Here is a 25,951-nt window from a genome sequence, read left to right as displayed (position 1 = left end):
GCATGAGAAAAAATATCCAACATTTACAAATAGGGAAAAGGGAAAAGAGAAAAGGGAACAGCACTAATTTTAACCATTTCACTACCGCCGAAAACATCGAGTTAAAACCATTATACACCAAAGATGATATTTCTAATCTAGAACATCTTGGTTTTGGAGCTGGTTTTGCACCTAATTTACGCGGACCTTACGCTACTATGTACGTGCGTCGTCCTTGGACCATCCGTCAATATGCAGGATTTTCTACTGCTGAAGAAAGCAATGCATTTTACAGAAGAAATTTAGCCGCTGGACAAAAAGGGTTATCCGTTGCCTTCGATTTAGCCACACACAGAGGTTACGACTCAGACCACGAACGAGTGGTTGGTGATGTAGGAAAAGCAGGAGTAGCCATAGACTCGGTGGAAGACATGAAAGTGCTTTTCGACCAAATTCCTTTGGATGAAATGTCGGTTTCAATGACCATGAACGGTGCCGTTTTACCCATTATGGCTTTCTACATTGTGGCAGCAGAAGAACAAGGCGTTGCTCCAAACCTGTTGTCTGGAACAATACAGAATGATATTTTGAAGGAATTCATGGTGCGCAATACCTACATTTATCCACCTACGCCTTCGATGAAAATTATTGCCGATATTTTTGAATATACGAGTAAAAATATGCCGAAATTCAACTCGATTTCGATTTCGGGTTACCACATGCAAGAAGCGGGAGCTACAGCCGATATTGAGTTGGCATACACTTTAGCAGATGGTTTAGAATACATCCGCACAGGTTTAGCAGCTGGAATGGATATTGATTCGTTCGCTCCTCGCCTGTCCTTTTTCTGGGCAATTGGCATGAATCACTTTATGGAAATTGCCAAAATGCGTGCCGGACGAATGCTTTGGGCAAAACTATTAAAACAATTCAACCCTAAAGATGATAAATCATTAGCTTTACGAACGCATTGCCAAACTTCGGGTTGGAGTTTAACGGAGCAAGATCCGTTTAATAACGTTGCACGAACAACTATTGAAGCAGCCGCAGCCGCCTTTGGAGGAACCCAATCGTTACACACTAATGCTTTAGATGAAGCGATTGCTTTACCTACCGATTTTTCGGCTCGAATAGCTCGAAATACTCAGATTTTTTTACAAGAAGAAACCAAAATTTGCAAAACGGTTGATCCTTGGGCAGGGAGTTATTATGTAGAACGTTTAACGGCAGAAATTGCCGAAAAAGCTTGGGCTTTAATCGAAGAAGTAGAACAACTGGGCGGAATGACCAAAGCCATCGAAGCAGGTATTCCAAAACTGCGTATTGAAGAAGCTGCTGCTCGAAAACAAGCTCGAATCGATAGCAGTCAGGACATCATTGTTGGCGTTAATAAATACCGTTTAGAAAAAGAAGATCCACTTCAAATTTTGGATGTAGACAACCAAATGGTGCGCAAACAACAAATCGAAAGATTAGAACAAATTAAAGCGACTCGTGATAATGCAAAAGTTACAGCTTGTTTAACAAAATTAACAGAATGTGCAACTTCCCATTTACAAGGAAACAACAATACAGAAAATTTACTATCTTTAGCCGTAGAAGCAGCTAAAAACAGAGCAACATTAGGGGAAATTAGTGATGCCTTAGAAGTTGTTTTTGGACGATATAAAGCTCAAATTAAATCAGTTAGTGGCGTGTACAGTGCAGCAATAAAAAACGATGAAAGTTTTGAAAAAGCAAAACAATTAGCCGATGCCTTCGCAAAGAAAGAAGGACGTCGTCCTCGCATAATGATTGCAAAAATGGGTCAAGACGGCCACGATCGCGGAGCGAAAGTAGTAGCAACAGGGTATGCCGACGTAGGTTTTGACGTAGACATTGGTCCGTTGTTTCAAACGCCGCAAGAAGCTGCAAAACAAGCTGTTGAAAACGACGTGCACATACTGGGTGTATCTTCTTTAGCAGCGGGACATAAAACTTTAGTTCCGCAAGTTATAGCAGAACTTAAAAAGTATGGCCGAGAAGATATTATGGTCATTGTGGGTGGCGTAATCCCAGCACAAGACTACCAATTTTTATTTGATGCCGGTGCTGTAGCGGTTTTTGGACCCGGAACAAAAATTAGTGAAGCCGCCATTAGTATTTTAGACGTTTTATTGGAAGATTAATCGAATTCACTTGGGTTTACTGAAATAATTAGGTTCAAAATCATTCGGCATAGTCTTTTATGTTACATTTACGAAAAACTAAACCTTATGGCAAAAAGTCAAGATGCAAAAAAAACGGCAAAGAAAGAACCTTTGAGAACGGCTAAAGAAAAAAAAGAAGACAAACGCATTAAAAAAAACACTCCTAAAAGAGATAAATAAAAGAAAAAACACGAATAATTTTCGTGTTTTTTCTTTTTAATACAACCTGTACCAAGCAGAATTTATCTTTAAAATTCCTATTTTATAGGCATTAAAAGAAGTCGACAGAACTTTAACCCATTGTTAACAAAATTGCCTTGAAAAAACGATAATTAATTGTATTTTTACGACTTAAATTTTTTTATAATCAAATGGGTAAAATCATTGCAATAGCCAATCAAAAAGGTGGAGTAGGCAAAACAACAACCTCTGTTAACTTAGCAGCGTCGCTTGGTGTTTTAGAAAAAAAGGTGCTTTTAATCGATGCCGACCCTCAAGCCAATGCGAGTTCGGGTTTAGGAATAGATGTGGAAGGGGTTGAAATTGGTTCTTATCAAGTATTAGAGCACAGCGCTACACCCGAAGAAGCAACTGTTGCTTGTTCTGCACCTAATGTATCCGTTATTCCGGCTCATATTGATTTAGTAGCCATCGAGATCGAATTGGTGGATAAAGAAAATCGAGAATACATGCTGAAGCAAGCTTTGGAAAGCATCAAAGACAAATACGATTACATCATTATTGATTGCGCTCCTTCCCTTGGTTTGTTAACTTTAAATGCATTAACTGCTGCAGATAGTGTTGTAATCCCTATACAATGTGAATATTTTGCCTTAGAAGGCTTAGGAAAATTATTAAATACCATCAAAAGTGTTCAAAAAATTCACAATCCTAGTTTGGATATTGAAGGATTGTTATTAACCATGTACAATTCGCACTTACGTTTATCCAACCAAGTAGTAGAAGAAGTTCAGAAACATTTTAACAACATGGTTTTTGACACGATAATTCATAGAAATGTTAAATTGAGTGAAGCACCTAGTTTTGGCGAAAGCATTATTAATTATGATGCCACGAGTAAAGGGGCTTCAAATTATTTGAATTTAGCAGAAGAAATCATTAAAAAAAATCAATAATAAAGAGATGACAAAAGCGGTAAAAAAACAAGCCTTAGGTAGAGGTTTATCAGCTTTATTGAGAGATCCAGAAAACGATATCAAATCGGCTTCGGATAAAAATGCTGATAAAGTAGTAGGAAATATTATTGAATTAGATATAGAAGCTATTGAAATTAATCCGTTTCAACCCCGGACCAATTTTAACGAAGATACCTTACAAGAATTAGCCAAATCAATTAAGGAATTAGGCGTAATTCAACCCATTACGGTTCGAAAATTAGAATTCAATACCTATCAATTAATCTCAGGAGAACGCCGTTTGCGCGCTTCTAAACTCATTGGCTTAAAAACAATCCCTGCCTACATTCGCTTAGCAAACGACAATGAATCTTTGGTAATGGCTTTGGTAGAAAACATACAACGCCATGACTTAGATCCAATTGAAGTTGCGATATCCTACCAACGATTGATAGAAGAAATCAATCTTACTCAAGAAGAATTGAGTGAGCGTGTGGGTAAAAAACGTTCTACGATTACTAATTATTTGCGTTTATTGAAATTAGACCCCATCATTCAAACAGGAATGCGAGATGGCTTTATTTCTATGGGGCACGGAAGAGCATTAATCAATATTGAAAATCAAGATATTCAAAGCGATATTTATCACAAAGTAGTGACGCAAAATCTATCGGTTAGAGAAACGGAAGCATTAGTTAGAAGTTACCAAGACAGTTTAAAACCAAAAGCCGCTAAGTCAGGCAAAGGAACTTCCTTTGACATTAAAGAAACCGAGAAAAAAGCAATTGCTACTTATTTTGGAACTAAAGTTGAGGTAAAAGTAGCTGGAAATGGGAAAGGAAAAATTACGATTCCCTTTCACTCTGAAGAAGACTTTAATCGCATCTTAAAATTAATTCAGGCTTAGTGAAAAAGCTATCGTACATATTACTTTTTACCGTGATGTTGTTTCCTATGTTTGGAATGGCTCAGAAAGAAATTTCGTTACGCCCTGCAGACACTACACGAATGGTAATCAATCCGAATGCGCCTGCAAAAGCTGCCTTTTTTTCGGCTGTATTTCCAGGATTAGGACAAGCCTACAACAAAAAGTATTGGAAGATTCCAATTGTATACATTGGTCTTGGCATTGGTTTATATTCCTACACTTGGAACCAAGACAAATATCATCTGTATCGCGATGAATACAAAAAACGATTGGCCGGTACAGCCGACCCTAACCACCCTATTTATGGCGGAAAAAGTAACGATTGGATTATTCGCGGGCAAAAATTTCACCAAAGAAATAGAGATTTATCAACATTGATAACGGGTGTACTCTATATACTGAATATTGTCGATGCTAATGTTGATGCCCATTTAATGCAATTCAATGTTAACGATAATTTGACTTTAAAACCGGATCTAAAACAAAATGATTTGGATTTTAAATACAATTATGGCGTAAGCTTATCATATCAATTTTAACAAATAATTAGGTAACATTTTTGTAATAAAGCAACAAATTTCAGATGAAAATAGCACTTTTAGGTTATGGGAAAATGGGAAAAGTTATTGAAAGAATAGCTTTAGAACGTGGCCATGAAATTGTGTTACGAAAAGACAAAAACATTTCATTTGAAAGTTTAAGCTTGGCAGACGTAGCAATAGATTTTAGCATTCCTAGTAGTGCTGTTGAAAATATTTCAACCTGTTTTCATCTAGGAATTCCAGTAATTTCGGGAACTACCGGTTGGCTAAATCGCTATCAAGAAATGGTTGATTTGTGTAAAGCAAAAAATGGGAGTTTTATTTATGGCTCCAACTTTAGTTTGGGTGTAAATGTATTTTTTGAATTGAATGCTTATTTAGCCCAAATGATGGCCAACTTGAAACAGTACAGTGTTTCCATGGAGGAAATTCATCATATACAAAAACTGGATGCACCCAGCGGAACTGCTATAACCTTGGCAGAAGATATAATTAAACATAGCAATTACAACAATTGGACGCTAGAAACGCCTATAAGTAACGAAATTCATATTGAAGCCAAACGCATTGAAACTGTTCCTGGAACGCATAGTGTTTTTTATGATAGTGAAGTCGATCAAATCGAAATCAAACACACTGCTCACAGTAGAGAAGGTTTTGCTTTTGGAGCAGTAATTGCCGCCGAATGGCTAGTGGACAAAAAAGGGGTATTTACCATGAAAGACGTATTGGGATTAGACCAAAAATAAACAAAAATAGCAAATATAACCATTAAACGATATTGAAATGGAAACAACAGGTTGGTTACTTTTAATCGCATTCGCACAAGTACTTCACGGAATTAGTACTTGGAAATTATATGTAAAAGCAGGTAGAAAAGCTTGGGAAGCTTTTGTTCCGGTGTATAACGGCATAGTTTTAATGCAAATCATCAATCGCCCAAAATATTGGGTACTACTCCTATTTATACCCGTTATCAACTTGTTTTTATTTCCAATTATTTGGATAGAAACATTGAGAACCTTTGGAAAAAAATCGACACTTGATATGCTATTGGGAGTGTTTACATTAGGCCTTTATATTGCCTATGTAAATTACACCGAAGACGTTACATATCGTGAAAAACGCGACTTAAAAGCTCCAAATAAAACAATGGACACGTTAGGATCACTTTCGTTTGCAATTGTAGTAGCCACCTTAGTACATACGTATTTTATACAACCTTTTACGATTCCAACTTCTTCGTTAGAAAAATCCTTATTGGTAGGTGACTTCCTTTTTGTTAGTAAATTTCATTACGGAGCAAGAACGCCTTTGACACCTATCGCTGCGCCTATGGTGCATGATACCCTCCCAGTGGTCAAAATAAAATCGTATGCTCAAAAACCACAACTCCCTTATTTTAGATTTCCAGCCTTGCAAAAAATTGAGCGCAACGATATTGTTGTTTTCAACTGGCCTGCAGATACGTTGTTTCATATGTATAAAGCAGCTGACAAAAGGTACGACAAGCCTATCGATAAAAAAACAAATTATGTAAAACGTTGTACGGCTATTCCTGGAGATAAAATTGAAATTAAAGATGGAATTGTCTTTGTCAATGGTAAAGAATCGATTCTTCCAGAAAGAGCCAAACCACAATATTCGTACAAAGTGGCTTGGGATGGAAAAACCCAAGTAAATTTGGATTACATCAAACAAGAACTTCATATTACAGATGCTTTTGGTCAAATTGCAAACGACACGTTACTATTTAGTGCCCTACCACAAGAGTCGGTAGAGCGCATCAAAAACATCCCTGGAATTACTAAAGTAGAACGTATCATCCACAAAGAAACAGACCCCGCCATCTTTCCAGGTTCTAAAAACTGGAATGTTGACAACTTAGGTCCAATTTATATCCCTGAAGCGGGTAAAACTGTAGCGCTTACAAATGAAACACTTCCGTTCTATAAAAAAATCATTAGTGAGTACGAAGGTAAAGAGTTACTCGTTACGGGTAACGAAATAAAAATTGATGGAAAAGTGGCGACTTCCTATACATTTGAACAAGATTACTATTGGATGATGGGAGACAACCGCCATAATTCATTAGACTCTCGTTATTGGGGATTTGTACCCGCTGATCACATTGTTGGAAAACCCATATTCATTTGGATGAGTATTGATGGCATCAATGATGGATTAAAAAACTGGAGCATCCGTTGGGATCGCCTATTCACTACTGTTAGCGGAACGGGCCAACCCCAATCGTATTTTAAATATTTCTTGTTTGCTTTAGCAGGGTATTTTGCCATAGATTATTTTAGAAACAAGAAAAAGAAGAAAGACGAAGAAGCTTAAATTACTACACATTAAAATTTCACTAATTAGTATAACTAAATCTAATTAGTGAAATTTATGTTTTTATAGCATTACTTATGAAGAACCTCCTTATACATCCAAGCTATTTCCCGTCGATCAGTCATTACATTGCATTAGTTCAAGCGGATAAGGTTATGTTTGAAATGGAAGACAATTTCCAAAAACAAACCAACCGAAACCGGATGTATATTTATAGTCCAAACGGCATTCAATTGCTCAATGTACCGATCAAGCACAGTCCGGAAAAACACCAGAAATACAAAGATGTTCGAATTGAAAACGATTTTGCTTGGCAAAAAAATCATTTCAAATCCTTAGAAGCAGCTTATCGCACTTCTCCATTCTTTGAATATTTTGAAGATGATTTTAGACCCATTTTTGAAAAGAAACATGATTTCTTAATGGAGTTGAATTTAGAAATTTTTGAGTTGGTTAACAAAAGCTTAGGAATAATCATAACATCAAATGAAACAGTCGAATATTTCCATGAAGCCATTGATTTTAACGATTTAAGACCTTTAATAAACGGTAAAAAAGACGCCACAAAAATAGAAGCCTACACGCAAGTATTTGAAGAAAAACAAGGGTTTTTAAATAATTTAAGCATTTTAGACCTCTTATTCAATGAAGGGAGATATGCCGTAGATTATTTGAAAAAACAAACGTTATAAATTGGTTGTTGGATTAATTTTTAAACGAGCCATTTGCGGAAAATGATCGCTTTGAATAAAGTAATCCAAAGACGTAAATTGTTTTACTTCAATAGTGTTTTCTACAAAAATAAAATCAATTCTAGCCGGATAATATTTGTAATTATACGATTTTCCAAAACCGGATCCTGCTTCTTCAAATGCATCTTTTAATTCCCCTTTTATGGTGCGATACACATAGGAAAACGCACTGTTATTCATATCACCACAGATAATTTTTGGGTAGTGACATGACACACAATGGGCTTTAATTAATTCGGATTGATTTTGTTGTTGACTGAAAGCCTTACTGATATTATTGAAAATAAATTTTGAACGCTTTTCATCCATTTCCTCATTGATATCTGCACTAATTTTAACCGATTCCAAATGCATGCTGTATACGCGTAAGGTATCCTTATCTTTTACGATATCCGCATAAATAACACTGTTATAGGAATTGGGAAATTCTATTTCGCCCGAATTAACAATTCTAAATTTAGAAAAAATTGCCTGACCAAATTTCAAACGATCGCCTTCTAGTTTTAATGTTTTGTACTTAAACATATTCACATTGACATCCTCATTAGGAGAATAATCCTGCAAACACAAAATATCGGGCTGTTCGTCGAGTAATAAATTAGATATTTGAAACGGTACATCATCGGTGGGCAACCATTCATACAAATTGAACAAACGTACATTGTAACTCATCAATTTGATATCGGTGGGCTCTTCCGGCAAATTGGTTTCCGAAAATTTATAAAATCGATTTAAGAAAGAAATTCCCAATAATAATAGTATTCCTGATAACAACATTTGACGCTTTAATTGCAACAACCAATAAAGAAAAAACAAAAAATTGATCATCAAGAAAAAAGGAAGCACCAGTGTTAACACACTTAAAAAAGGAAAAGCTTTTGGGGCTAAAAAAGGCAAAGTATAAGCAACGAAAGTAGCTACAGTAAATACTATATTCAAATAAAAAATGAATTTGGACCACCAACTTTGTTGCTGCATTGTATTTATTTCCCTGCTTTAAATAAAAATTCTTTTTCCTCTTTTGTCAAACAATCATAACCCGATTGACTTATTTTATCTAAAATTTCGTCAATTTGTTTTTGGGTCATGTCTTTGTTTTGACCATACGAATGTACCGATTTTTTTTCGGTATTTCGATGTACTTTCCGAAAAGGTGTTTTGGGCTTTGGGTTAGCTATCGTTACCAACTGATCCAAAAATACCGAAATCGGTTTGGTCAGATCCACGCCTTTTTGCAACAATTTTATATACATAAAACCAAAAAGAGCGCCTCCAAAATGAGCCAAATGACCGCCCATATTTTCTAGTGGCAACTGAATCAAATCCATTAATAAGATAAAAAAAGCAACATGCCATAGTTTTACAGTTCCCACGAGTGGAATGCGCAACAACATAAAAGGGGCATAGGTTGCAGTGGCCATCAAAAGGGCCATAATAGCTCCGCTTGCGCCAACTAACAACGAAACTTTTCCCAACACAAAATACAATGCAATAAAAGTCAATCCAGAAAAAATTCCACCCAGAAGATACACTCCAAATAATTGCTTATCCGTAAAATACGTATTGAACAATCGTCCAGAGAAATGCAATATTAACACGTTAAAAATCAAATGAAAAACGCCCGCATGGAAAAAGTTAAAGGTCAAAATTGTCCATGGCTTTGCCATAAAAACTGCCGTATTTGAAGATAAGGCGATATAATCAAAATAAGAAAAAGCAACTCCTGAAAATTTCAACCCAACATCGACGAGGGTGGCCAATACAAAAAGACCAATGTTCCAAAAGAGTAACTTTTGCACCATTCCCCCTGTTCTATATTGTAATTTTACATCGTCTAAAATGTTCATCCTATTATATCTTTGTTGTTATTTTTCAACTATCGATCCCAACGATTTTGATTGAATTGATTCTTCTTCCAATACCACATCATCAAAAAACCAACAGCAGCTCCACCTACGTGCGCAAAATGAGCGATTCCTCCACCAAAAATACTATACCCGGTTACCCCTGAAAACAAGTCTAACAATACAATTGCGGGTACAAAATACTTCGCTTTTATTGGAACTGGAATAAATAGCAAAGCCAACTCAGCATTGGGAAACATAAAGGCAAAGGCGACTAACAAACCATAAATAGCGCCCGAAGCGCCAACAGTAGGTGTTAAAGCGCCAATCATAGCATCAAAAGTTGTGGGCGACAATACAGCTTGCCAAGACGTCATGAATTTACCCTCGTTAAGTATTTTGAAAATTTCTGCTTTTTGAAATCCATTTGCCATTAACGTATTCAAAGCATCGTGAAAATAATAATAGTTTACTCCTGAATGGATCAAAGCAGCACCAATTCCACAAGAAAAATAAAAGAATAAAAACTTTTTAGGACCCCAAAAATGCTCCAAAGCGCTTCCAAAAGAGACTAATGCAAACATATTGAAGAAAATATGCATGAGATTACCGTGCATAAACATGTGAGAAAGGGGTTGCCACAATTGAAACTTAGCACTTTCAAAATAATGTAGCGCTAATAAATCGGTAGCTTGTGGTACAAAATAACTCCCAACAAAAAATAAAATATTTAAAAGTAATAACTGTTTAACAGTATCGGTCATATTGTTCATCATAGTGCAAATCGTTTGTCTAAATCTTCTACCGTAAAGGTGATAAAAGTGGGTTTTTGAAAAGGAGAAATGGTAGGTTCTTTACAAGCAAATAAGGAGTTAACCAAATTTTCTTGTTCCTTATCGGTCAAATAGGTACCGGTTTTTACGGCTAAACTCTTTGCCATGGATTTGGCAATGGTATCGCTTTGGGAAAAACTACTTTCTGGAATTTCATTTTGTATGTTATTGATGATTTCTTCCAACACAATAGAAACTTCGCTATCAACCATTAAGATCGGTAAGCCTGAAATTTGAACCGCATCAGTGGTAAAGCCATCAAAAACAAATCCTGTATTTTCCAGCGTAGGCTGCATCTCTCGCAATATATGCATTTCGTCTGCCGAAAAATACAATTCCAATGGAAACAACAACTGTTGGCTCGACGCTTTTTGTATGGTAATATTAGTTAAAAATTGTTCGTATAACACCCTTTGGTGTGCTCTTCCTTGGTCCAGCACTAACATCCCGGATTTGATCGCACTCACGATATATTTTTTGTGAATTTGATAGGTTGCATGAACGGTAGTTTCAGGGGCTTCCTCTTCAAACAACGAACCTGTAACTTCGGTACTTTCAAACGAGAAGGAGGCAATTTCTTCCGTATCCTGTTTTAACCCTACGTACAAACTCTCCCAATTGCCTTGTGGCGCCTCTTTTCTATAACTACCAAAAGAAGAAAGCGACTTAGACGGTTTATCTGCAGCAAAAGGATTGAATCCAGCATCCACTTGAATGGTAGGAAAATCAGCGGTTTTATCTTTGTATTGGTAGGGTGTATCGAGGTTTGAATCGCGCTCAAAATCGAGAATTGGGGCCACATTAAATTGCCCTAAACTGTGTTTCACTGCCGAACGCAATATAGCATATAAAGAATGTTCATCATCAAACTTGATTTCTGTTTTTGTGGGATGAATATTGATGTCAATTGTATGCGGAGGCACTTGAAGGTATAAGAAATAACTGGGTTGATTGCCTTCTTTCAACAAGCCTTCAAAAGCACTCATGATAGCATGATGCAAATACGGACTTTTTATGTATCGATCGTTAACAAAAAAAAACTGTTCGCCTCTACTTTTTTTCGCAAATTCAGGTTTTCCAACAAAACCATTTATTTTTATAAGATCGGTATCTTCCGAAACGGGCACCAATTTTTCATTGGTTTTTCCACCGAAAATAGCAACAATTCGTTGTCGCATATTTGATCCGGGCAAATTATACAATTCACTCCCGTTATGAATCAAGGTAAATGAAACAGAAGGATGGGCCAAAGCCACGCGTTGAAACTCATCCAATACATGACGAAATTCAACGGTTTCCGATTTTAAAAAATTGCGTCGGGCAGGAATATTAAAAAACAAGTTTTTTACAGCAAACGAAGTTCCTTTTGGCAAAACAGCTACTTCTTGAGTGGTTAATTTACTGCCTTCGATTACAATATGATTTCCTAATTCTTCTTGATCTTGCTTGGTCTTCATTTCTACATGAGCAATAGCTGCAATAGAAGCCAAGGCTTCACCACGAAAACCTTTGGTGTGTAGATCAAATAAATCTTCAGCTTGACGAATTTTAGAAGTGGCGTGGCGCTCAAAACACAAACGGGCATCGGTAGTATTCATACCTAGTCCATTATCAATTACTTGCACCAAGGTTTTTCCTGCTTCTTTAACAATCAACTTAATGTCTGACGCTTTGGCATCCACAGCATTCTCCAATAATTCTTTAACGACAGAGGCTGGTCGTTGCACCACTTCTCCTGCCGCAATTTGATTGGCTACGTGATCCGGTAATAATTGAATAATTCCCGACATTAATCTGAGGTATTGTATTAGGTTATGCTACAAATTTATGAAAATTTATGCAGGTTTTTACGCCGATAAAATGGGAAAAAAAGAAAAGTTAGTAACAAAATTGCGTCAAATAAAAAAATTCACAGCTTTTCACCGAAAAAGTGACTTGCCGTGAATCCTATTAGGGTATTTAAAAGTCTTAAGCGTTCGTACTCGAATTCAATTCGATCATCTTTAATGCTGCGACAGCAGCTTCAATTCCTTTGTTTCCGTGCTTACCTCCACTTCTATCAATAGATTGTTGTAATGTATTATCGGTTAGTACACAAAAAATAGTGGGCACATCATACAACAAATTCAAATCTTTCATGCCTTGGGTTACCCCTTCACAAACAAATTCAAAATGCATGGTTTCCCCTTTAATAACACAACCCATCACAATGACGGCATCAACGTCTAATTTTTCGTGCATTTGTCGAGCCCCAAAAATCAATTCGAAACTCCCCGGCACATTCCATCTGACAATATTTTCAGGCAGAGCCCCACAGTCGATTAAAGTTGAATAGGCTCCTTGAAACAAACCTTCCGTGATTTGCTCATTCCATTCTGAAACAACAATCCCAAACCGAAAATCTTTCGCGTTTGGGATTGTGTTTTTATCGTAATTGGATAAATTTTTATTTTCTGTTGCCATACTTATTCAGTCATCGCAATAAAGACCTCAATATTCATACCTTCTTTAGAAGTTTCATATTTCTCTTTGATTGCTACAAACAATGCATTAGCTTCGGCTTTTTTACCGGATGCTAATAATAATTGCGCTGCTTTGAACATGAAACGTGGGGTTGTAAAATCATTTTCAAACGCTTCAGCTGCTTTTTTATAGTGAGCAATAGCATCGTCAACTTTATTCGATTCTGATAACGCATCGCCGATAGCACCAATAGCTAATGGTTTTAAAACCGCATCTTCTGATTTAAATTTTTCTAAATATGTGATTGCTTTTTTATAATCTCCAATATTTAAATACGAAATTCCTGCATAATAATTGGCTAAATTTCCAGCATCTGTACCCGCATATTCTTCAGCAATACCAACAAATCCTAATTTCCCTTCACCACCTTTAAGTGCTAAATTGTATAATGAATCTGGTTTTGTAGTAGCATCAACTGCTTGTTGAAAATATTGTTGCGATTGAAAAATTTCGTTAGTAGCTTTATCTTCTTTAGGCTCAACAATAAATTTGCTGTATAGAACATATCCTAAAGTTGCCAAAGCAATTACTCCAACAACCGTTAAAATCAATTTTTGATTTTTTGCTACCCAGTCTTCCGTTCTAGAAGCGGTTGCATCTAATGTATTGAATACTTCAGCGGTTGTACTATCGCTAACATCCATTACTTCTTCAAAATCATTTTCAACTTTAGCGTCTTCTGGTTTTGGTGCTTTGTATCCTCTTTTGTTATATGTTGCCATTTATATTAAATTTAATGAGGTGCAAAAATATAATTTTTATTAAAATTAAAAACCATTTTAGTAGATATTTTTAACAAATTCGATATACTTTTGTAAAATATCTTATTTTTAGCCTTCAATTAAAGTACCAATATAGTGTTTTTAAAACAATTATCGCTTTTAAATTATAAAAATTTAGCCCAAATAGAATTTGATTTTGAGGCTAAAATTAATTGTTTTGTGGGCAAAAATGGAGTAGGCAAAACCAACATATTGGACGCCATTTATCATTTAGCATATGGTAAAAGTTATTTTAATCCCTTAGCCATTCAAAACATAAAACACGGAGAAGAATTTTTTGTCATTGACGCCCTAATTGAAAAAAACAACAAAGATGAGAAAATCGTTTGTAGCTTAAAAAAAGGCCAAAAAAAAACAATCAAACGCAATGGAAAGGCCTACGAAAAACTTTCTGAACATATTGGTTTTATTCCCTTAGTAATTATTTCGCCATCCGATACTGATTTAATTGTTGAAGGCAGTGAAACGCGTCGAAAGTTTATTGACAGTGTTATCGCTACTTTGGATGCTAACTATTTGCAGGTATTGATTCAGTACCAAAAAACGCTCACACAACGAAATGCTTTGCTCAAATATTTTGCCTTGAATCAGACTTTTGATGCTGATAATTTAGCGATTTACAACGAGCAACTGAGCCATTCAGGACAACTGATATTTGAAAAAAGGAAACAATTTTTAGCTGAATTTGTTCCTATTTTTGAAAAACATCATGCGACAATTTCGGGTGGAAATGAAAAAATAGCGTTGCATTATGAAAGCCAATTATTTGACAAAGACTTATTGCATCTTTTAGACGACACCTTGTCAAAGGACAGAATGATCCACTATACAAGTGCCGGCATTCATAAAGATGATTTGATTTTTGAAATTGATGGATTTCCAATAAAAAAATTTGGTTCACAAGGCCAACAAAAGTCGTTTTTAATTGCATTAAAACTCGCGCAATTTGAATTTGTAAAAAATCAAAGCAACACCTTGCCTATTTTATTATTTGATGATATTTTTGACAAATTGGATGCCTACAGGGTTCAACAAATCATCGATATGGTGAACGACGATATTTTTGGACAAATTTTTATTTCAGACACCCATCCCGAACGCACCGAAGAAATTATAAAGCAAACCCATAAAACTTATAAAATATTTTCCTTATGAAAAAATTAATCCATTACAGCACATTAATTTTATTGCTATTCACTACCAGTTGTACAAAAAGTCAAGATTTTAAAATTGTGACTGTAACCGAATTTAATGCTGCCTTAGAAAAAAATCCAGACGTACAACTCATTGATGTGAGAACCCCAGGTGAATATGCTGGAGGGTACATCAAAAATGCCCAAAACTTTGATTGGAATGGAAATGATTTTGACACAAAAGTTGCTGCTTTAGACAAAACAAAACCTGTACTTGTTTATTGCTTAAGTGGCGGCAGAAGTAAAAAAGCGGCTGCGAAATTAAATTCCATGGGTTTTCAAGAAGTACTTGAATTAGACGGCGGGTATTTGGCATGGAGTAAAACTCTTCCAGAAGCAAATGCCACTTGGAAAGGAATGTCAAAAGAAGCATATGCTAAATTATTGACTTCCGATAAAGTGGTGGTAATTGATTTTTATGCAGAATGGTGTGCTCCTTGTAAAAAAATGGCCCCTTATTTAGAAAAAATGAACACCGAATTGGCAGATAAAGTGATTATTCATCGTATAGATGCCGACAAAAACAAATCGCTATTCAATGCGTTAGGATATCAAGGTTTACCTGTTGTACTGGTATACAAAAACGGCAAAGAGACTTTCAAAAAAAGTGAATTTGTTAGCGAACTAGAATTGAGAAAAGCCCTTTAACTAAGTTAAACTAGATCTTTAACCCTTCACCTATTACATTAATTCCATGAATATCATTCAGAATCAATCGTTAAAAAACTATAATACTTTTGGGATAGATGCCAAAGCCAAAGAATTCATAGCAGTAAACACTGTTGATACTTTAGTAGAAGTTGTTACTTCTGCACAAGATCTCTTTATTTTAGGGGGTGGTAGTAACATGCTGCTTACCCAAGATATCCAAAAGTTAGTCGTTCATGTAGATTTAAAAGGCCGAGAAATCATTGAAGAAAATGAAGATTTTGTGATTGTTAGAGCACAAGCAGGTGAAAACTGGCACGAATTTGTGCTTTGGTGTATTGATCAAAACTTTGGCGGTATCGAAAACCTGTCGCTAATTCCAGGCAACGTGGGAACAACACCCATTCAAAACATTGGAGCTTATGGTGTAGAAATAAAAGACACGCTGTTTTCATGCGAAGCATTGAATCGAAAAACCTTACAGATTGAAACGTTTACCAATGCGCAATGTCAATTTGATTACCGTGAAAGTGTTTTTAAAAATGAGTTAAAAGAGCAATACATAATCACAGCGGTACTTTTTAAATTAACCAAAAAGAACCACAAAGTATCCACCACCTATGGTGCAATTGAAACCGAATTATCAAAACAAAACATACAAAATCCAACACTTAAAGACGTTAGCAATGCCGTAATTGCGATTCGACAAAGCAAACTACCCGATCCCAAAGAATTAGGAAACAGCGGCAGTTTCTTTAAAAACCCGGTCATTTCTAAAGAAGCCTACGAAAAAACCAAAGCCATACATCCTGATATGCCGCATTATGTAGTTTCGGAAAACAGTGTAAAAGTTCCGGCAGGTTGGTTAATCGAACAAGCTGGATTTAAAGGCAAACGTTTTGGTGATGCCGGTGTGCATAAAAACCAAGCCTTGGTATTGGTTAATTATGGAACGGCAACCGGTGCTGAACTAGTAGCGCTTTCGCGAACGATTCAGCAAACCATTTTAGACCAATTTGGCATTGCCATCGAAGCTGAAGTAAACATTATTTAATTGCTCCATTTCATTTAATTATTTACCTTTGCCGGATATTAAAAACCGATACATATATTTCTATGCTGTTCATATTATTACTTGTTTTTATAGGAATTACGTTACTACAATTGGTGTATTATGTCTTTATTTTTGGCCGTTTTTCATTTGCTAAAAAACAAAACATAACACCAAAAAAACTACCCATTTCGATCATTATTTGTGCTAAAAATGAAGAAGAAAATATCAAAAAATATTTTCCAACTATTGTATCGCAAAATTATCCCGATTATGAGATTGTATTGATTGACGATGCTTCAAGCGATGAAACTTTAGAGCTTTTTGAAAGCTATGAAAAACAATACGCCAATGTCAAATTAGTAAAAGTTCAAAACAACGAAGCTTTTTGGGGCAATAAAAAATTTGCGTTAACACTCGGAATAAAAGCGGCAAAAAATGAGTACCTGGTTTTTACCGATGCCGATTGCTATCCGGTTTCAACTGATTGGTTGTTGCAAATATCCAGTCAATTTACCAAAGAGAAAACCATTGTATTAGGGTATGGTGCATATGAAAAAGTAAAAAATTCATTCGTAAATAAAATCATTCGTTTCGACGCCTTGCTTACAGCTACGCAATATTTTTCTTGGACAAAATTAGGCAAACCGTATATGGGGATAGGTCGTAATTTAGCCTATAAAAAATCAGAGTTTTTTAACGTACGTGGATTTATGGATCATATGAAAGTTCGTGCGGGAGATGACGACTTATTCATCAATCAAGCAGCCACATCTAGCAATACCGAAATCTTGTTTAGCGCTGATAGTTTTACCTACACTGAAGCCAAAACCCGTTTCAAAGATTGGATACAACAAAAAAGAAGAAACACAGCTACTGCTCATTTTTACAAAGGATTTGACAAATTTCAATTGGGGATTTTTTTGTTTTCACAAGTCAGCTTTTTCTTGTTGGCCATAGTATTACTCATTTTCCAATACCAATGGATTGTTATTATAAGTATTGTAGTATTTCGTTATTTATTTACTTGGATCACACTTGGGTATGCAGCAGCTAAATTAAAGGAAAAAGATGTGTTGTATTGGTACCCCTTGATTGAATTAATTGTTATTTTTACACAACTAAATGTCTTTGTAAAAAACATCATTTCAAAACCAATACATTGGAAATAAACGCAAATTTTATTCAGAAAAATATTGAACAGGCAAAAAAAGGCGATCAAGTAGCCTTTACTTTTTTGCTGGATTTTTTCTGGAACGAAGTTTACGGCTTTATGTTAAAACGTACAGAAAACGAAACCGATACGGAGGATATTGTGATTGAAACGTTTGCCAAAGCTTTTGATAAAATTGCCACCTACAATCCAGAATATGGTTTTAATACGTGGCTTATTGCCATTGCAAAGAACGTTCACATCGATTTGCTTCGAAAAAAGAAATCCTCATTATTTGTTGACCTCAACGATGAAAACGACCGACAAGCATATTTTGTAGCCGACGATTCCAATTCTGCCGAAGACGAATTAATTATCGAGCAAAATTTAGCCCAATTGTTGCAATATATTAAACAATTGAAACCGGCCTACCAAGAAGTAATTCAAATGCGCTATTTCCAAGAAATGAGTTACCAAGAAATGGCCGATCAAATTGACGAACCTTTGAACAACATCAAAATAAAATTGCTTCGAGCTAAGAAATTGTTGGCAGAGATTATTCAAAAAAAATAGTACCATTTCTTATTTAATTCTCCAACAAATCATAAAACTTTATTAATCTGATTTTTTTCTAAATTCATATTTCTAAATTCTAAAATTCTAATTGTATCTTTGTTGCTCAAATTTGAAGCACATGAATACTGTTTTAGAATCGATAACGCCACCCGCTCCCAAACCTAAATGGTTGCGCGTAAAATTGCCTACCGGTCAAAAATACACCGAACTTCGTGGTTTAGTAGATAAATACAAACTGAATACGATTTGTACTTCGGGGAGTTGTCCTAACATGGGTGAATGTTGGGGTGAAGGAACCGCAACGTTTATGATTTTAGGAAATATTTGTACGCGTTCGTGTGGCTTTTGCGGCGTAAAAACCGGTCGCCCTGAAACAGTGGATTGGGATGAACCTGAAAAAGTAGCGCGTTCGATCAAAATAATGAACATCAAACATGCGGTAATTACCAGCGTAGACCGTGATGATTTAAAAGATATGGGGTCAATTATTTGGGCAGAAACGGTAAAAGCCATTCGCCGAATGAACCCGAACACCACCTTAGAAACTTTAATTCCAGATTTTCAAGGAAATACCCGAAATTTAGACCGAATCATTGAAGTAGCTCCTGAAGTTGTTTCACACAATATGGAAACCGTAAAACGTTTGACGCGCGAAGTACGTATTCAAGCAAAATATGAAAAAAGTCTAGAAGTACTTCGCTATCTCAAAGAGCAAGGTATTAATAGAACAAAATCGGGGATCATGTTGGGCTTAGGTGAAACGGAAGAAGAAGTCATTCAAGTGTTGCATGATTTAAAAGATGCAAAAGTAGATATTGTAACGATTGGGCAATACTTGCAACCCAGTAAAAAACATTTACCGGTAAAAGAATTCATTACGCCCGAACAGTTTGCAAAATATGAACAAATTGGAAAAGAATTAGGCTTTAGACATGTGGAAAGTGGTGCATTAGTGCGTTCGTCTTACCATGCGGAAAAACACATTCATTAAGCGGGAAGCTAGATGATGGGTGCTGGAAGTTTTTAATTCCCGAATTCTAATAATTACGTTTTATAAAACTAACTTTTCAACTTGAAACTTGAAACATAAACATTGACCAGAGCAAAGCAACCGTATGAATATAAAACCTGAAACAAAAGTAAGAATCGCTATTAATGGTTTTGGAAGAATTGGACGCAATGTATTCCGATTGTTGTTAAATAATCCTACCATAGAAGTGGTGGCTATAAATGATATTGCTGATTGCAAAACAATGGCACATTTGGTAAAATATGATAGCATTCACGGGGTTTTAAATAAAAAGGTTACCTATACAGAGCACAGCATTAGCATCGAAAATAAATCCTATATTTTCTTTCATGAAAGCGAAATCAAAAATTTGGATTGGAAAACGGCAAACGTAGATATCGTTATCGAATCCACGGGCAAGCACAAAACATTTGAAGAAATCCATGCGCATATTACCGCTGGTGCGAAAAAAGTCATACTATCTGCACCTTCAGAAGTTGAAACCATCAAAACCGTAGTTTTAGGTGTCAATGAGCACCTCCTTAACGGAAGCGAAACCATTATATCAAATGCGAGTTGCACCACAAACAATGCCGCTCCAATGATTAAAGTCATTCAGGAATTGTGTGAAATAGAACAAGCCTACATCACTACCGTTCACTCCTACACCACTGATCAAAGCTTACACGATCAACCGCACAAAGACTTACGAAGAGCTCGAGGTGCTGCACAATCTATCGTTCCTACCACTACAGGAGCCGCCAAAGCCTTGACAAAAATATTTCCAACATTAGAGGGAAAAATTGGGGGATGTGGGATTCGAGTACCCGTTGCCGATGGCTCACTTACCGACATTACGTTCAACGTAAAACGAAAAGTAACCATAGCAGAAATCAATATGGCTTTTAAAAATGCTTCGGCAACCCATTTAAACGGAATTCTTGATTATACAGAAGACCCTATCGTGTCAGTAGATATTATTGGAAATCCATATTCTTGTGTGTTTGATGCCCAATTGACTTCGGTTATTGATAAAATGATAAAAATTGTAGGCTGGTATGATAATGAGATTGGCTATTCCTCGCGAATTATCGATTTGATTACTTTTATTTCGAAAAAATAAACTTTTTTTTTAGCCACAAAACACTTAAATTGCAAGGGTAATATTAATTTTATATCCTTTTGATCAAACAATTTATACTATTTTTAGTGGTATTAACTGGCAGCAGTTACGCACAATCTGTATACAAAGAAGTAGCCAAGATTAATGACAGCACCGATTATTATCTCGAAATTGGACTCTTTAATAAAGAAGAAAAAAAATCGGTAAGCAAAGCCTTATTCTTTACTGAAAAAGCCATTGCTCTTGCAAAAAAGAGTGGTCAAAAATCAAAATTAGGCGCTGGCTATTTACAATTGGCGAACGTTTACTATGACGTAGATAAAAACGAACTTTCAATAGACAATTACATTCGAGCAATTAATGTTTTTGATAAAAAAAATCCTACAGCAAATTTAGCACTAGCCTATTACGGTTTAGGAAAATGTTATTTGAAAAAAAATAAAATTGCAGTTGCTGAAATCTATTTTGAAAAAGCATCCACCCTATACGAAACGCTCAATTTTTCTGAAGCAATTGAACTCATTAATCTACAAAAAGGGATCATCAATAAAGAAAAAAAACAATATGTCATAGCCATTACAATATTGCAATCGGTAATTGAAAATCTCGCCGATGATTCGTTCATTACTACAAAAATAGAAGCTTATTATCAATTGGGCGAGATTGAAATGGCACAGGAAAATTATGAAAAAGCCATCAATTATTATTTATTAGCGCATCAAACCAATGCTGCCAATAAAACCGATTTCAGCATTACGAAGCGCATCTTAAAACAATTAAGTGTGGCGTATGAAAAAACGAAAAATACAAACCAGTCCCTAGTTTTTCTAAAAAAATACACCCAATTATCCGATTCCATTCACACGCATCTTTATTCCAACGCCTCGGAAAATATGATTGATAAAATTCAGTTTGATGAGCAATTAAAAAAAATTGAACAATTGGATAAAGAAAAACAAAGCCAACAAAAAACATTGCGCTTTTCAAAGTTAATTTTTGTTCTGAGTATTGCCTTGATATCCATCTTGTCGTTGTTGAGTTTTTCACTCTATAAAAACAATAAAATTCGAAACACTTCTAATAAACTGTTAGAAGAAAAAAACAAAGAACTTACTTTTGAAAAAGAAAAGGCCGAACAAGCATCTAAAGCACGAGCAGAATTTTTATCTACGGTGAGTCATGAATTGAGGACTCCATTGAATGCAATTAATGGAATTACTTATTTGTTGTTGCAAGAAAAACCCAAGGCGAGCCAATTGAACTATTTAAAATCTCTAGAATTCTCGGGAAGTTATTTATTGCATTTTATCAATGATATCTTGGAAATCAACCGATTAGAATCAGATAAAATACAAGTTGAAACCATCAATTTTAATTTGAAAGAACTGATTGAAAACATTACCATATCATTCAAAGAATTCATTCACGAAAACAATACCCAATGCCATTTACAAATTGATTCAAACATTTCAGAATATCTCAAGGGCGATCCCACAAAACTTTCTCAAATTGTCATAAATTTATTGAATAATGCCATTAAATTTAGTAAAAATGGCGTCGTATGGTTTACAATAAAAAACCTTCATGAAGATCAAAATCACATCAAATTGCATTTTGAAATCAAGGATAACGGAATTGGTATTCCTCTAGATAAACAGAAAACAATTTTTGACAGTTTTAGTCAGGGCTCCGTAGAAATTAACCGAACTTATGGCGGTACCGGATTAGGCCTTTCTATCGTGAAAAAAATTCTAGAGTTAATGGATAGCACCATTCATTTAACTAGTGAAAGTGGAAATGGAAGCACATTTTCATTTGAACTGTTGTTTGAAAAAGGACAAAAAAGCGAAGTAATAATTGCTCCCAAGGCAAGTATTGCCGACGGTAACAAAAAAATAGTATTGTTGGTTGAAGACAACAAAATCAACCAGATGATTACCCAAAAAATGTTAGAAAAAAAGGGAATATCCTGTGTGATATTAGATAGCGGTGAAGAAGCTATCGAAAATACTAGAACACAACAGTATGATCTTATATTGATGGATGTTCATTTACCCGGTATTAGCGGCACTGAAGCTACTTCTGCCATTCGAACATTTGATAGCAAAACTCCAATTATTGCGCTAACTGCCATTTCATTGAATGAAAATAAAGAAACACTTTTATCGTTTGGAATGAATGAAGTAATTACAAAACCGTTTGAACCAGACTATTTTTATGACGTCATTCTTTCGTATTTAGCTACGAACGAATAATAAGGTTTTTAATTAAATTTCGAACTTGGGGTTCCGCTTTTTTTGCAGCTTCTAATACTTCTTCGTGATTCACTTCATCGATATTGGCTTCATCGCCTATATCTGTAATCACCGAAATTCCGAAACACTCCATATCCATGTGTCGCGCAACAATAACTTCGGGAACTGTAGACATTCCCACACAATCGGCACCCATTGCTTTTACCATTTTATATTCGGCAAGGGTTTCAAATGTTGGTCCTTGTAGCGCCAAGTAAATCCCTTTTTGTAACACTATATTCCATTCTTTAGCCAAAGCAAAAGCCTCATCAATCATAGCTAGTGAATAGGGAGCACTCATGTTTACAAATCGCGGACCAAAACGCTCGTCATTGTATCCGCGCAAAGGATGCTCTGGCAACATATTGATGTGATCGGTGATCACAACGACATCCCCAACTTTATATAATGGATTAACGCCACCTGAAGCATTAGAAACAATTAGTTTTTGTACGCCAAGACTCTTCATTACACGAACCGGAAACGTTACTTGTTTCATATCATAGCCTTCATAATAATGAAACCGTCCTTGCATGGCAACAACTTTTTTACCTTGAATCTGTCCAAATACTAATGCTCCTTTATGACCTTGTACGGTTGAAACGGGAAAATTAGGAATGGCAGAATAGTCCAACACATATTCTATGGTAATATCTTCTGTAAATCCGCCTAATCCTGAACCTAAAATCACACCATATTCTGGAATAAAATTGGTTTTCTCTTGGATAAAATTAACCGTTTCTTGTACTTTTTCCCACATAATTTTTAATTGTAGTATCAAAATTAGTTCCGTTTAGAAACATGGTACGAATAGGCAAATAATACAATTGCGATGGAGGCAACAAACCTTTTAGTCGCACAAAATCTTTTTCAGTAGTCACTATTTTTTTGCCTTGAGCACTTGCTATAATTTTCTCACAATCGGTTATTGAAAAATGATGGTGGTCTGGAAAAGTAAGGCACTCGTCTTGTTCCTTTTTTATATAATCAAAAAATAATTTTGGCTTTGCAATACCGGCCACTAAGACTTTACTTTCCTGTTGAATTTCTAATATACTGCAAGTGTTTTCTGCACTTACTATATGATCGTCATAATGTATTGTTGAAAAGTAAACCGGTTGCGTTACCTGCAATTGTTTGATGATTTCTTGTTGTGCAAGATCGGACAAATTGCTGGGACATTTAGTGACAATTATCATATCGGCTCTTTTTTTTCCTAAAGCCGATTCTCTTAAATTCCCGTAGGGCAAAATAAAATCTTTACAAAACAAATCATCATAGGCGGTAAGTAAAATCGATAAGCCCGCCTTTACTTTCCGGTGTTGGAACGCGTCGTCTAATAAAATAACATCCGGTCGCTTCGCTACTTGCAAGAGTTGTTGGATACCGTTTTTGCGTTGCGCATCAACAGCTACTTGAACCCTAGAAAATTTAGTATGCAATTGAAAAGGTTCATCGCCAATTGAAGCAGCTGTTGCGGTTTCATCCGCCAGAAGAAACCCTTTTGTCTTGCGCTTGTATCCTCTACTCAGAACTGCTACTTGATAATCCTCAGACAGCAATCGGATCAAATATTCGATTTGTGGGGTTTTTCCAGTGCCGCCAACGCTTAAATTACCAACAATAATAACAGGAATATCAAATGAATGGCTTTTAAGCACGCCTTTGTCGTAGAGCCAATTTCGGAGAAAAGTGACACACCAATACAACAGTGCTAAAGGAAAAAGTATCTTTCGTAACCAAATCATACCACGAAAGTATAATAAAATATCTGTAAAATAAAGTTTATGTTCTTTAAGATCATAATTCTAAGGAGTAATTCGTTATTTTTGTAGGTGTTATTTATTAAATTAAACCTATGAAACTTACCCAAATACTTTCTATACTTGAAGAAATGGCGCCTTTAAGTTATGCCGAAGATTTTGACAATGTGGGACTACTTGTTGGAGATCCGGCTGCAGATATTTCAGGGATCTTAGTATGTCATGATGCCTTAGAAGGTGTCATTGACGAAGCCATTCGCAAAAAATGCAATTTGGTTGTAAGTTTTCACCCCATCTTATTTTCGGGGATAAAAAAAATTACCGGTAAAAATTATGTGGAACGCGTCGTAATGAAAGCGATAAAAAATGACATTGCAATTTATGCGGTTCACACGGCATTAGACAATCATCAAAACGGCGTCAATGCTATTTTTTGTAAGGCCTTAGGAATTGTACAATCAAAAGTATTGCTTCCAAAACCTAATTATATTCAGAAATTGATAACATATGCTCCTGTGGATCAGGCCGAAAAAATTCGAAATGCCTTATTTGAAGCTGGCGCTGGTACTATCGGCAACTATGCAGATTGTAGCTTTTCATCAACAGGTATCGGAACCTATAAAGGTAATGAAGCATCAAATCCAGTAATTGGCGAACGTTTTGAATTGGTCACAGCGGCCGAAACAAAAATTGAAGTTACTTTTGAAAAGCACTTACAAAGCAAGGTATTAAAAGCATTATTTGCCAATCACCTCTATGAAGAAGTTGCTTACGAAATTTATTCGTTAGAAAACCAGCACCAAAATATTGGCTTAGGACGGATAGGTGAATTAGAAAAGGCACTTTCAGAAACCGAATTTTTGCAAATGGTAAAAGACAAACTGCAATGTGGTGGCATCCGACACAGTGCTTTTATGGGAAAACCTATCAAAAAAGTGGCGGTTTTAGGCGGAAGTGGTAGTTTTGCGATTCAAAATGCAAAACTGTCGGGAGCCGATGCCTATTTGACAGCCGACTTGAAATACCATCAGTTTTATGAAGCTGAAAATCAAATGCTTTTGGCCGATATTGGCCACTTTGAAAGCGAAAGATTTACAAAAAACTACATAGTTGATTTTCTTAAAGAAAAAATCACTAATTTTGCACCCAATTCGCTTTCGAGTGGAATTATTTTATCAGAAGAAAATACAAATCCAGTTAAGTACTTTTAAATATGGCAACAATCAAAGAGATAAGCGTAGAAGATAAGTTAAGAGCCCTTTATGCTTTACAACTAGTTGATTCTAAAAT

The 25,951-nt window shown here is 35.6% G+C and carries 24 protein-coding genes; 16 read left to right on the top strand and 8 right to left on the bottom strand.

All coding sequences use genetic code 11. The features are described from left to right. The first annotated feature begins 2 nt into the window (after window positions 1-2). The 7 genes from scpA to ACIQ6Z_RS00305 all read left to right on the top strand — a co-directional run bounded on the left by scpA (window position 3) and on the right by ACIQ6Z_RS00305 (window position 7,809). On the top strand, window positions 3-2,147 hold the full coding sequence (scpA, locus tag ACIQ6Z_RS00335; protein WP_396208957.1) for a methylmalonyl-CoA mutase: 2,145 nt from the start codon (window positions 3-5) through the stop codon (window positions 2,145-2,147). Between the two features lie 392 nt (window positions 2,148-2,539). Continuing rightward, window positions 2,540-3,304, top strand: a complete 765-nt coding sequence (locus ACIQ6Z_RS00330) for a ParA family protein (protein WP_396208956.1) — start codon at window positions 2,540-2,542, stop codon at window positions 3,302-3,304. A gap of 7 nt (window positions 3,305-3,311) precedes the next feature. Next, the gene (locus ACIQ6Z_RS00325) at window positions 3,312-4,211 is read left to right on the top strand and encodes a ParB/RepB/Spo0J family partition protein (protein ID WP_396208955.1); all 900 of its coding nucleotides are present in this window, start codon (window positions 3,312-3,314) and stop codon (window positions 4,209-4,211) included. Further along, window positions 4,211-4,771 carry a DUF5683 domain-containing protein gene (locus ACIQ6Z_RS00320; RefSeq protein ID WP_396208954.1) on the top strand — a complete coding sequence of 187 codons (561 nt, stop codon included), beginning with the start codon at window positions 4,211-4,213 and terminating at the stop codon, window positions 4,769-4,771. Before ACIQ6Z_RS00325 ends, ACIQ6Z_RS00320 begins: the two co-directional genes overlap by 1 nt. A gap of 44 nt (window positions 4,772-4,815) precedes the next feature. After that, entirely contained in the window at window positions 4,816-5,523 is a 708-nt protein-coding gene (gene dapB, locus ACIQ6Z_RS00315; protein ID WP_396208953.1) for a 4-hydroxy-tetrahydrodipicolinate reductase, read from the top strand. 37 nt (window positions 5,524-5,560) lie between these two features. After that, window positions 5,561-7,117: a signal peptidase I gene (lepB, locus tag ACIQ6Z_RS00310; RefSeq protein WP_396208952.1), complete on the top strand. Its 1,557-nt coding sequence runs from the start codon at window positions 5,561-5,563 to the stop codon at window positions 7,115-7,117. A gap of 77 nt (window positions 7,118-7,194) precedes the next feature. Continuing rightward, window positions 7,195-7,809, top strand: coding sequence for a WbqC family protein (locus ACIQ6Z_RS00305; protein WP_396208951.1), 615 nt, complete (start codon window positions 7,195-7,197; stop codon window positions 7,807-7,809). On the opposite strand, the gene ACIQ6Z_RS00300 is transcribed toward ACIQ6Z_RS00305, so the two are convergent. The 6 genes from ACIQ6Z_RS00300 to ACIQ6Z_RS00275 form a co-directional block, all read right to left on the bottom strand. Continuing rightward, a complete protein-coding gene (locus ACIQ6Z_RS00300) occupies window positions 7,804-8,847 on the bottom strand; it encodes an endonuclease/exonuclease/phosphatase family protein (protein WP_396208950.1) in 1,044 nt (347 codons plus the stop codon). The two genes, ACIQ6Z_RS00305 and ACIQ6Z_RS00300, sit on opposite strands and share 6 nt — an antisense overlap. A 5-nt stretch (window positions 8,848-8,852) precedes the next feature. Beyond that, window positions 8,853-9,716: a rhomboid family intramembrane serine protease gene (locus ACIQ6Z_RS00295; protein WP_396208949.1), complete on the bottom strand. Its 864-nt coding sequence runs from the start codon at window positions 9,714-9,716 to the stop codon at window positions 8,853-8,855. A 29-nt stretch (window positions 9,717-9,745) separates the two neighbouring features. Then, complete coding sequence (locus ACIQ6Z_RS00290) at window positions 9,746-10,486, bottom strand: rhomboid family intramembrane serine protease (RefSeq protein WP_396208978.1); 741 nt, start codon at window positions 10,484-10,486, stop codon at window positions 9,746-9,748. After that, complete coding sequence (gene mutL / locus ACIQ6Z_RS00285) at window positions 10,486-12,336, bottom strand: DNA mismatch repair endonuclease MutL (protein ID WP_396208948.1); 1,851 nt, start codon at window positions 12,334-12,336, stop codon at window positions 10,486-10,488. The genes ACIQ6Z_RS00290 and mutL overlap by 1 nt, the downstream gene beginning before the upstream one ends. A 178-nt stretch (window positions 12,337-12,514) precedes the next feature. Continuing rightward, window positions 12,515-13,009 (bottom strand): 6,7-dimethyl-8-ribityllumazine synthase, encoded by a 495-nt coding sequence (ribH, locus tag ACIQ6Z_RS00280; RefSeq protein ID WP_396208947.1) that lies wholly within the window; start codon window positions 13,007-13,009, stop codon window positions 12,515-12,517. A 2-nt stretch (window positions 13,010-13,011) separates the two neighbouring features. Next, window positions 13,012-13,791, bottom strand: a complete 780-nt coding sequence (locus tag ACIQ6Z_RS00275) for a tol-pal system YbgF family protein (protein ID WP_396208946.1) — start codon at window positions 13,789-13,791, stop codon at window positions 13,012-13,014. Between the two features lie 135 nt (window positions 13,792-13,926). Between ACIQ6Z_RS00275 and recF the strand changes: the two genes are divergently transcribed. The 8 genes from recF to ACIQ6Z_RS00235 all read left to right on the top strand — a co-directional run bounded on the left by recF (window position 13,927) and on the right by ACIQ6Z_RS00235 (window position 22,859). Further along, entirely contained in the window at window positions 13,927-15,006 is a 1,080-nt protein-coding gene (gene recF, locus ACIQ6Z_RS00270) for a DNA replication/repair protein RecF (RefSeq protein WP_396208945.1), read from the top strand. Beyond that, window positions 15,003-15,692, top strand: coding sequence for a thioredoxin domain-containing protein (locus tag ACIQ6Z_RS00265; protein WP_396208944.1), 690 nt, complete (start codon window positions 15,003-15,005; stop codon window positions 15,690-15,692). The genes recF and ACIQ6Z_RS00265 overlap by 4 nt, the downstream gene beginning before the upstream one ends. Before the next feature lie 46 nt (window positions 15,693-15,738). Continuing rightward, window positions 15,739-16,746: a UDP-N-acetylmuramate dehydrogenase gene (murB, locus tag ACIQ6Z_RS00260; RefSeq protein ID WP_396208943.1), complete on the top strand. Its 1,008-nt coding sequence runs from the start codon at window positions 15,739-15,741 to the stop codon at window positions 16,744-16,746. A 62-nt stretch (window positions 16,747-16,808) separates the two neighbouring features. Continuing rightward, window positions 16,809-17,915 carry a glycosyltransferase gene (locus tag ACIQ6Z_RS00255; RefSeq protein ID WP_396208942.1) on the top strand — a complete coding sequence of 369 codons (1,107 nt, stop codon included), beginning with the start codon at window positions 16,809-16,811 and terminating at the stop codon, window positions 17,913-17,915. After that, window positions 17,906-18,469 (top strand): RNA polymerase sigma factor, encoded by a 564-nt coding sequence (locus ACIQ6Z_RS00250; RefSeq protein WP_396208941.1) that lies wholly within the window; start codon window positions 17,906-17,908, stop codon window positions 18,467-18,469. Before ACIQ6Z_RS00255 ends, ACIQ6Z_RS00250 begins: the two co-directional genes overlap by 10 nt. A 121-nt stretch (window positions 18,470-18,590) precedes the next feature. After that, entirely contained in the window at window positions 18,591-19,463 is an 873-nt protein-coding gene (gene lipA, locus ACIQ6Z_RS00245) for a lipoyl synthase (protein ID WP_396208940.1), read from the top strand. Between the two features lie 124 nt (window positions 19,464-19,587). Beyond that, window positions 19,588-20,604: a type I glyceraldehyde-3-phosphate dehydrogenase gene (gene gap, locus ACIQ6Z_RS00240; protein WP_396208939.1), complete on the top strand. Its 1,017-nt coding sequence runs from the start codon at window positions 19,588-19,590 to the stop codon at window positions 20,602-20,604. A gap of 59 nt (window positions 20,605-20,663) precedes the next feature. After that, window positions 20,664-22,859, top strand: coding sequence for an ATP-binding protein (locus tag ACIQ6Z_RS00235; protein ID WP_396208938.1), 2,196 nt, complete (start codon window positions 20,664-20,666; stop codon window positions 22,857-22,859). Here the strand turns inward: ACIQ6Z_RS00235 and ACIQ6Z_RS00230 are convergent. Then, window positions 22,846-23,658 (bottom strand): purine-nucleoside phosphorylase, encoded by an 813-nt coding sequence (locus ACIQ6Z_RS00230; RefSeq protein WP_396208937.1) that lies wholly within the window; start codon window positions 23,656-23,658, stop codon window positions 22,846-22,848. The genes ACIQ6Z_RS00235 and ACIQ6Z_RS00230 overlap by 14 nt on opposite strands. After that, window positions 23,630-24,646, bottom strand: coding sequence for a tetraacyldisaccharide 4'-kinase (lpxK, locus tag ACIQ6Z_RS00225; protein WP_396208936.1), 1,017 nt, complete (start codon window positions 24,644-24,646; stop codon window positions 23,630-23,632). The genes ACIQ6Z_RS00230 and lpxK overlap by 29 nt, the downstream gene beginning before the upstream one ends. A gap of 110 nt (window positions 24,647-24,756) precedes the next feature. Here lpxK and ACIQ6Z_RS00220 point away from each other — a divergent pair, with 110 nt between their 5' ends. Further along, the gene (locus tag ACIQ6Z_RS00220; protein WP_396208935.1) at window positions 24,757-25,872 is read left to right on the top strand and encodes a Nif3-like dinuclear metal center hexameric protein; all 1,116 of its coding nucleotides are present in this window, start codon (window positions 24,757-24,759) and stop codon (window positions 25,870-25,872) included. The last annotated feature ends 79 nt before the right edge of the window (window positions 25,873-25,951 follow it).

Source organism: Flavobacterium sp., from assembly GCF_044376915.1.
Taxonomy (GTDB): Bacteria; Bacteroidota; Bacteroidia; order Flavobacteriales; family Flavobacteriaceae; genus Flavobacterium.
Note: the sequence above shows the minus strand (reverse complement) of the source record. Positions and strands in the feature narration are given on the sequence as shown.

Coding starts and splice junctions, on each gene's coding strand:
- scpA (WP_396208957.1), top strand. CDS start 3: ATGAGAAAAAATATCCAACATTTACAAATAGGGAAAAGGGAAAAGAGA.
- ACIQ6Z_RS00330 (WP_396208956.1), top strand. CDS start 2,540: ATGGGTAAAATCATTGCAATAGCCAATCAAAAAGGTGGAGTAGGCAAA.
- ACIQ6Z_RS00325 (WP_396208955.1), top strand. CDS start 3,312: ATGACAAAAGCGGTAAAAAAACAAGCCTTAGGTAGAGGTTTATCAGCT.
- dapB (WP_396208953.1), top strand. CDS start 4,816: ATGAAAATAGCACTTTTAGGTTATGGGAAAATGGGAAAAGTTATTGAA.
- lepB (WP_396208952.1), top strand. CDS start 5,561: ATGGAAACAACAGGTTGGTTACTTTTAATCGCATTCGCACAAGTACTT.
- ACIQ6Z_RS00305 (WP_396208951.1), top strand. CDS start 7,195: ATGAAGAACCTCCTTATACATCCAAGCTATTTCCCGTCGATCAGTCAT.
- ACIQ6Z_RS00300 (WP_396208950.1), bottom strand. CDS start 8,847: ATGCAGCAACAAAGTTGGTGGTCCAAATTCATTTTTTATTTGAATATA.
- ACIQ6Z_RS00295 (WP_396208949.1), bottom strand. CDS start 9,716: ATGAACATTTTAGACGATGTAAAATTACAATATAGAACAGGGGGAATG.
- ACIQ6Z_RS00290 (WP_396208978.1), bottom strand. CDS start 10,486: ATGAACAATATGACCGATACTGTTAAACAGTTATTACTTTTAAATATT.
- mutL (WP_396208948.1), bottom strand. CDS start 12,336: ATGTCGGGAATTATTCAATTATTACCGGATCACGTAGCCAATCAAATT.
- ribH (WP_396208947.1), bottom strand. CDS start 13,009: ATGGCAACAGAAAATAAAAATTTATCCAATTACGATAAAAACACAATC.
- ACIQ6Z_RS00275 (WP_396208946.1), bottom strand. CDS start 13,791: ATGGCAACATATAACAAAAGAGGATACAAAGCACCAAAACCAGAAGAC.
- ACIQ6Z_RS00265 (WP_396208944.1), top strand. CDS start 15,003: ATGAAAAAATTAATCCATTACAGCACATTAATTTTATTGCTATTCACT.
- murB (WP_396208943.1), top strand. CDS start 15,739: ATGAATATCATTCAGAATCAATCGTTAAAAAACTATAATACTTTTGGG.
- ACIQ6Z_RS00255 (WP_396208942.1), top strand. CDS start 16,809: ATGCTGTTCATATTATTACTTGTTTTTATAGGAATTACGTTACTACAA.
- lipA (WP_396208940.1), top strand. CDS start 18,591: ATGAATACTGTTTTAGAATCGATAACGCCACCCGCTCCCAAACCTAAA.
- gap (WP_396208939.1), top strand. CDS start 19,588: ATGAATATAAAACCTGAAACAAAAGTAAGAATCGCTATTAATGGTTTT.
- ACIQ6Z_RS00230 (WP_396208937.1), bottom strand. CDS start 23,658: ATGTGGGAAAAAGTACAAGAAACGGTTAATTTTATCCAAGAGAAAACC.
- lpxK (WP_396208936.1), bottom strand. CDS start 24,646: ATGATTTGGTTACGAAAGATACTTTTTCCTTTAGCACTGTTGTATTGG.
- ACIQ6Z_RS00220 (WP_396208935.1), top strand. CDS start 24,757: ATGAAACTTACCCAAATACTTTCTATACTTGAAGAAATGGCGCCTTTA.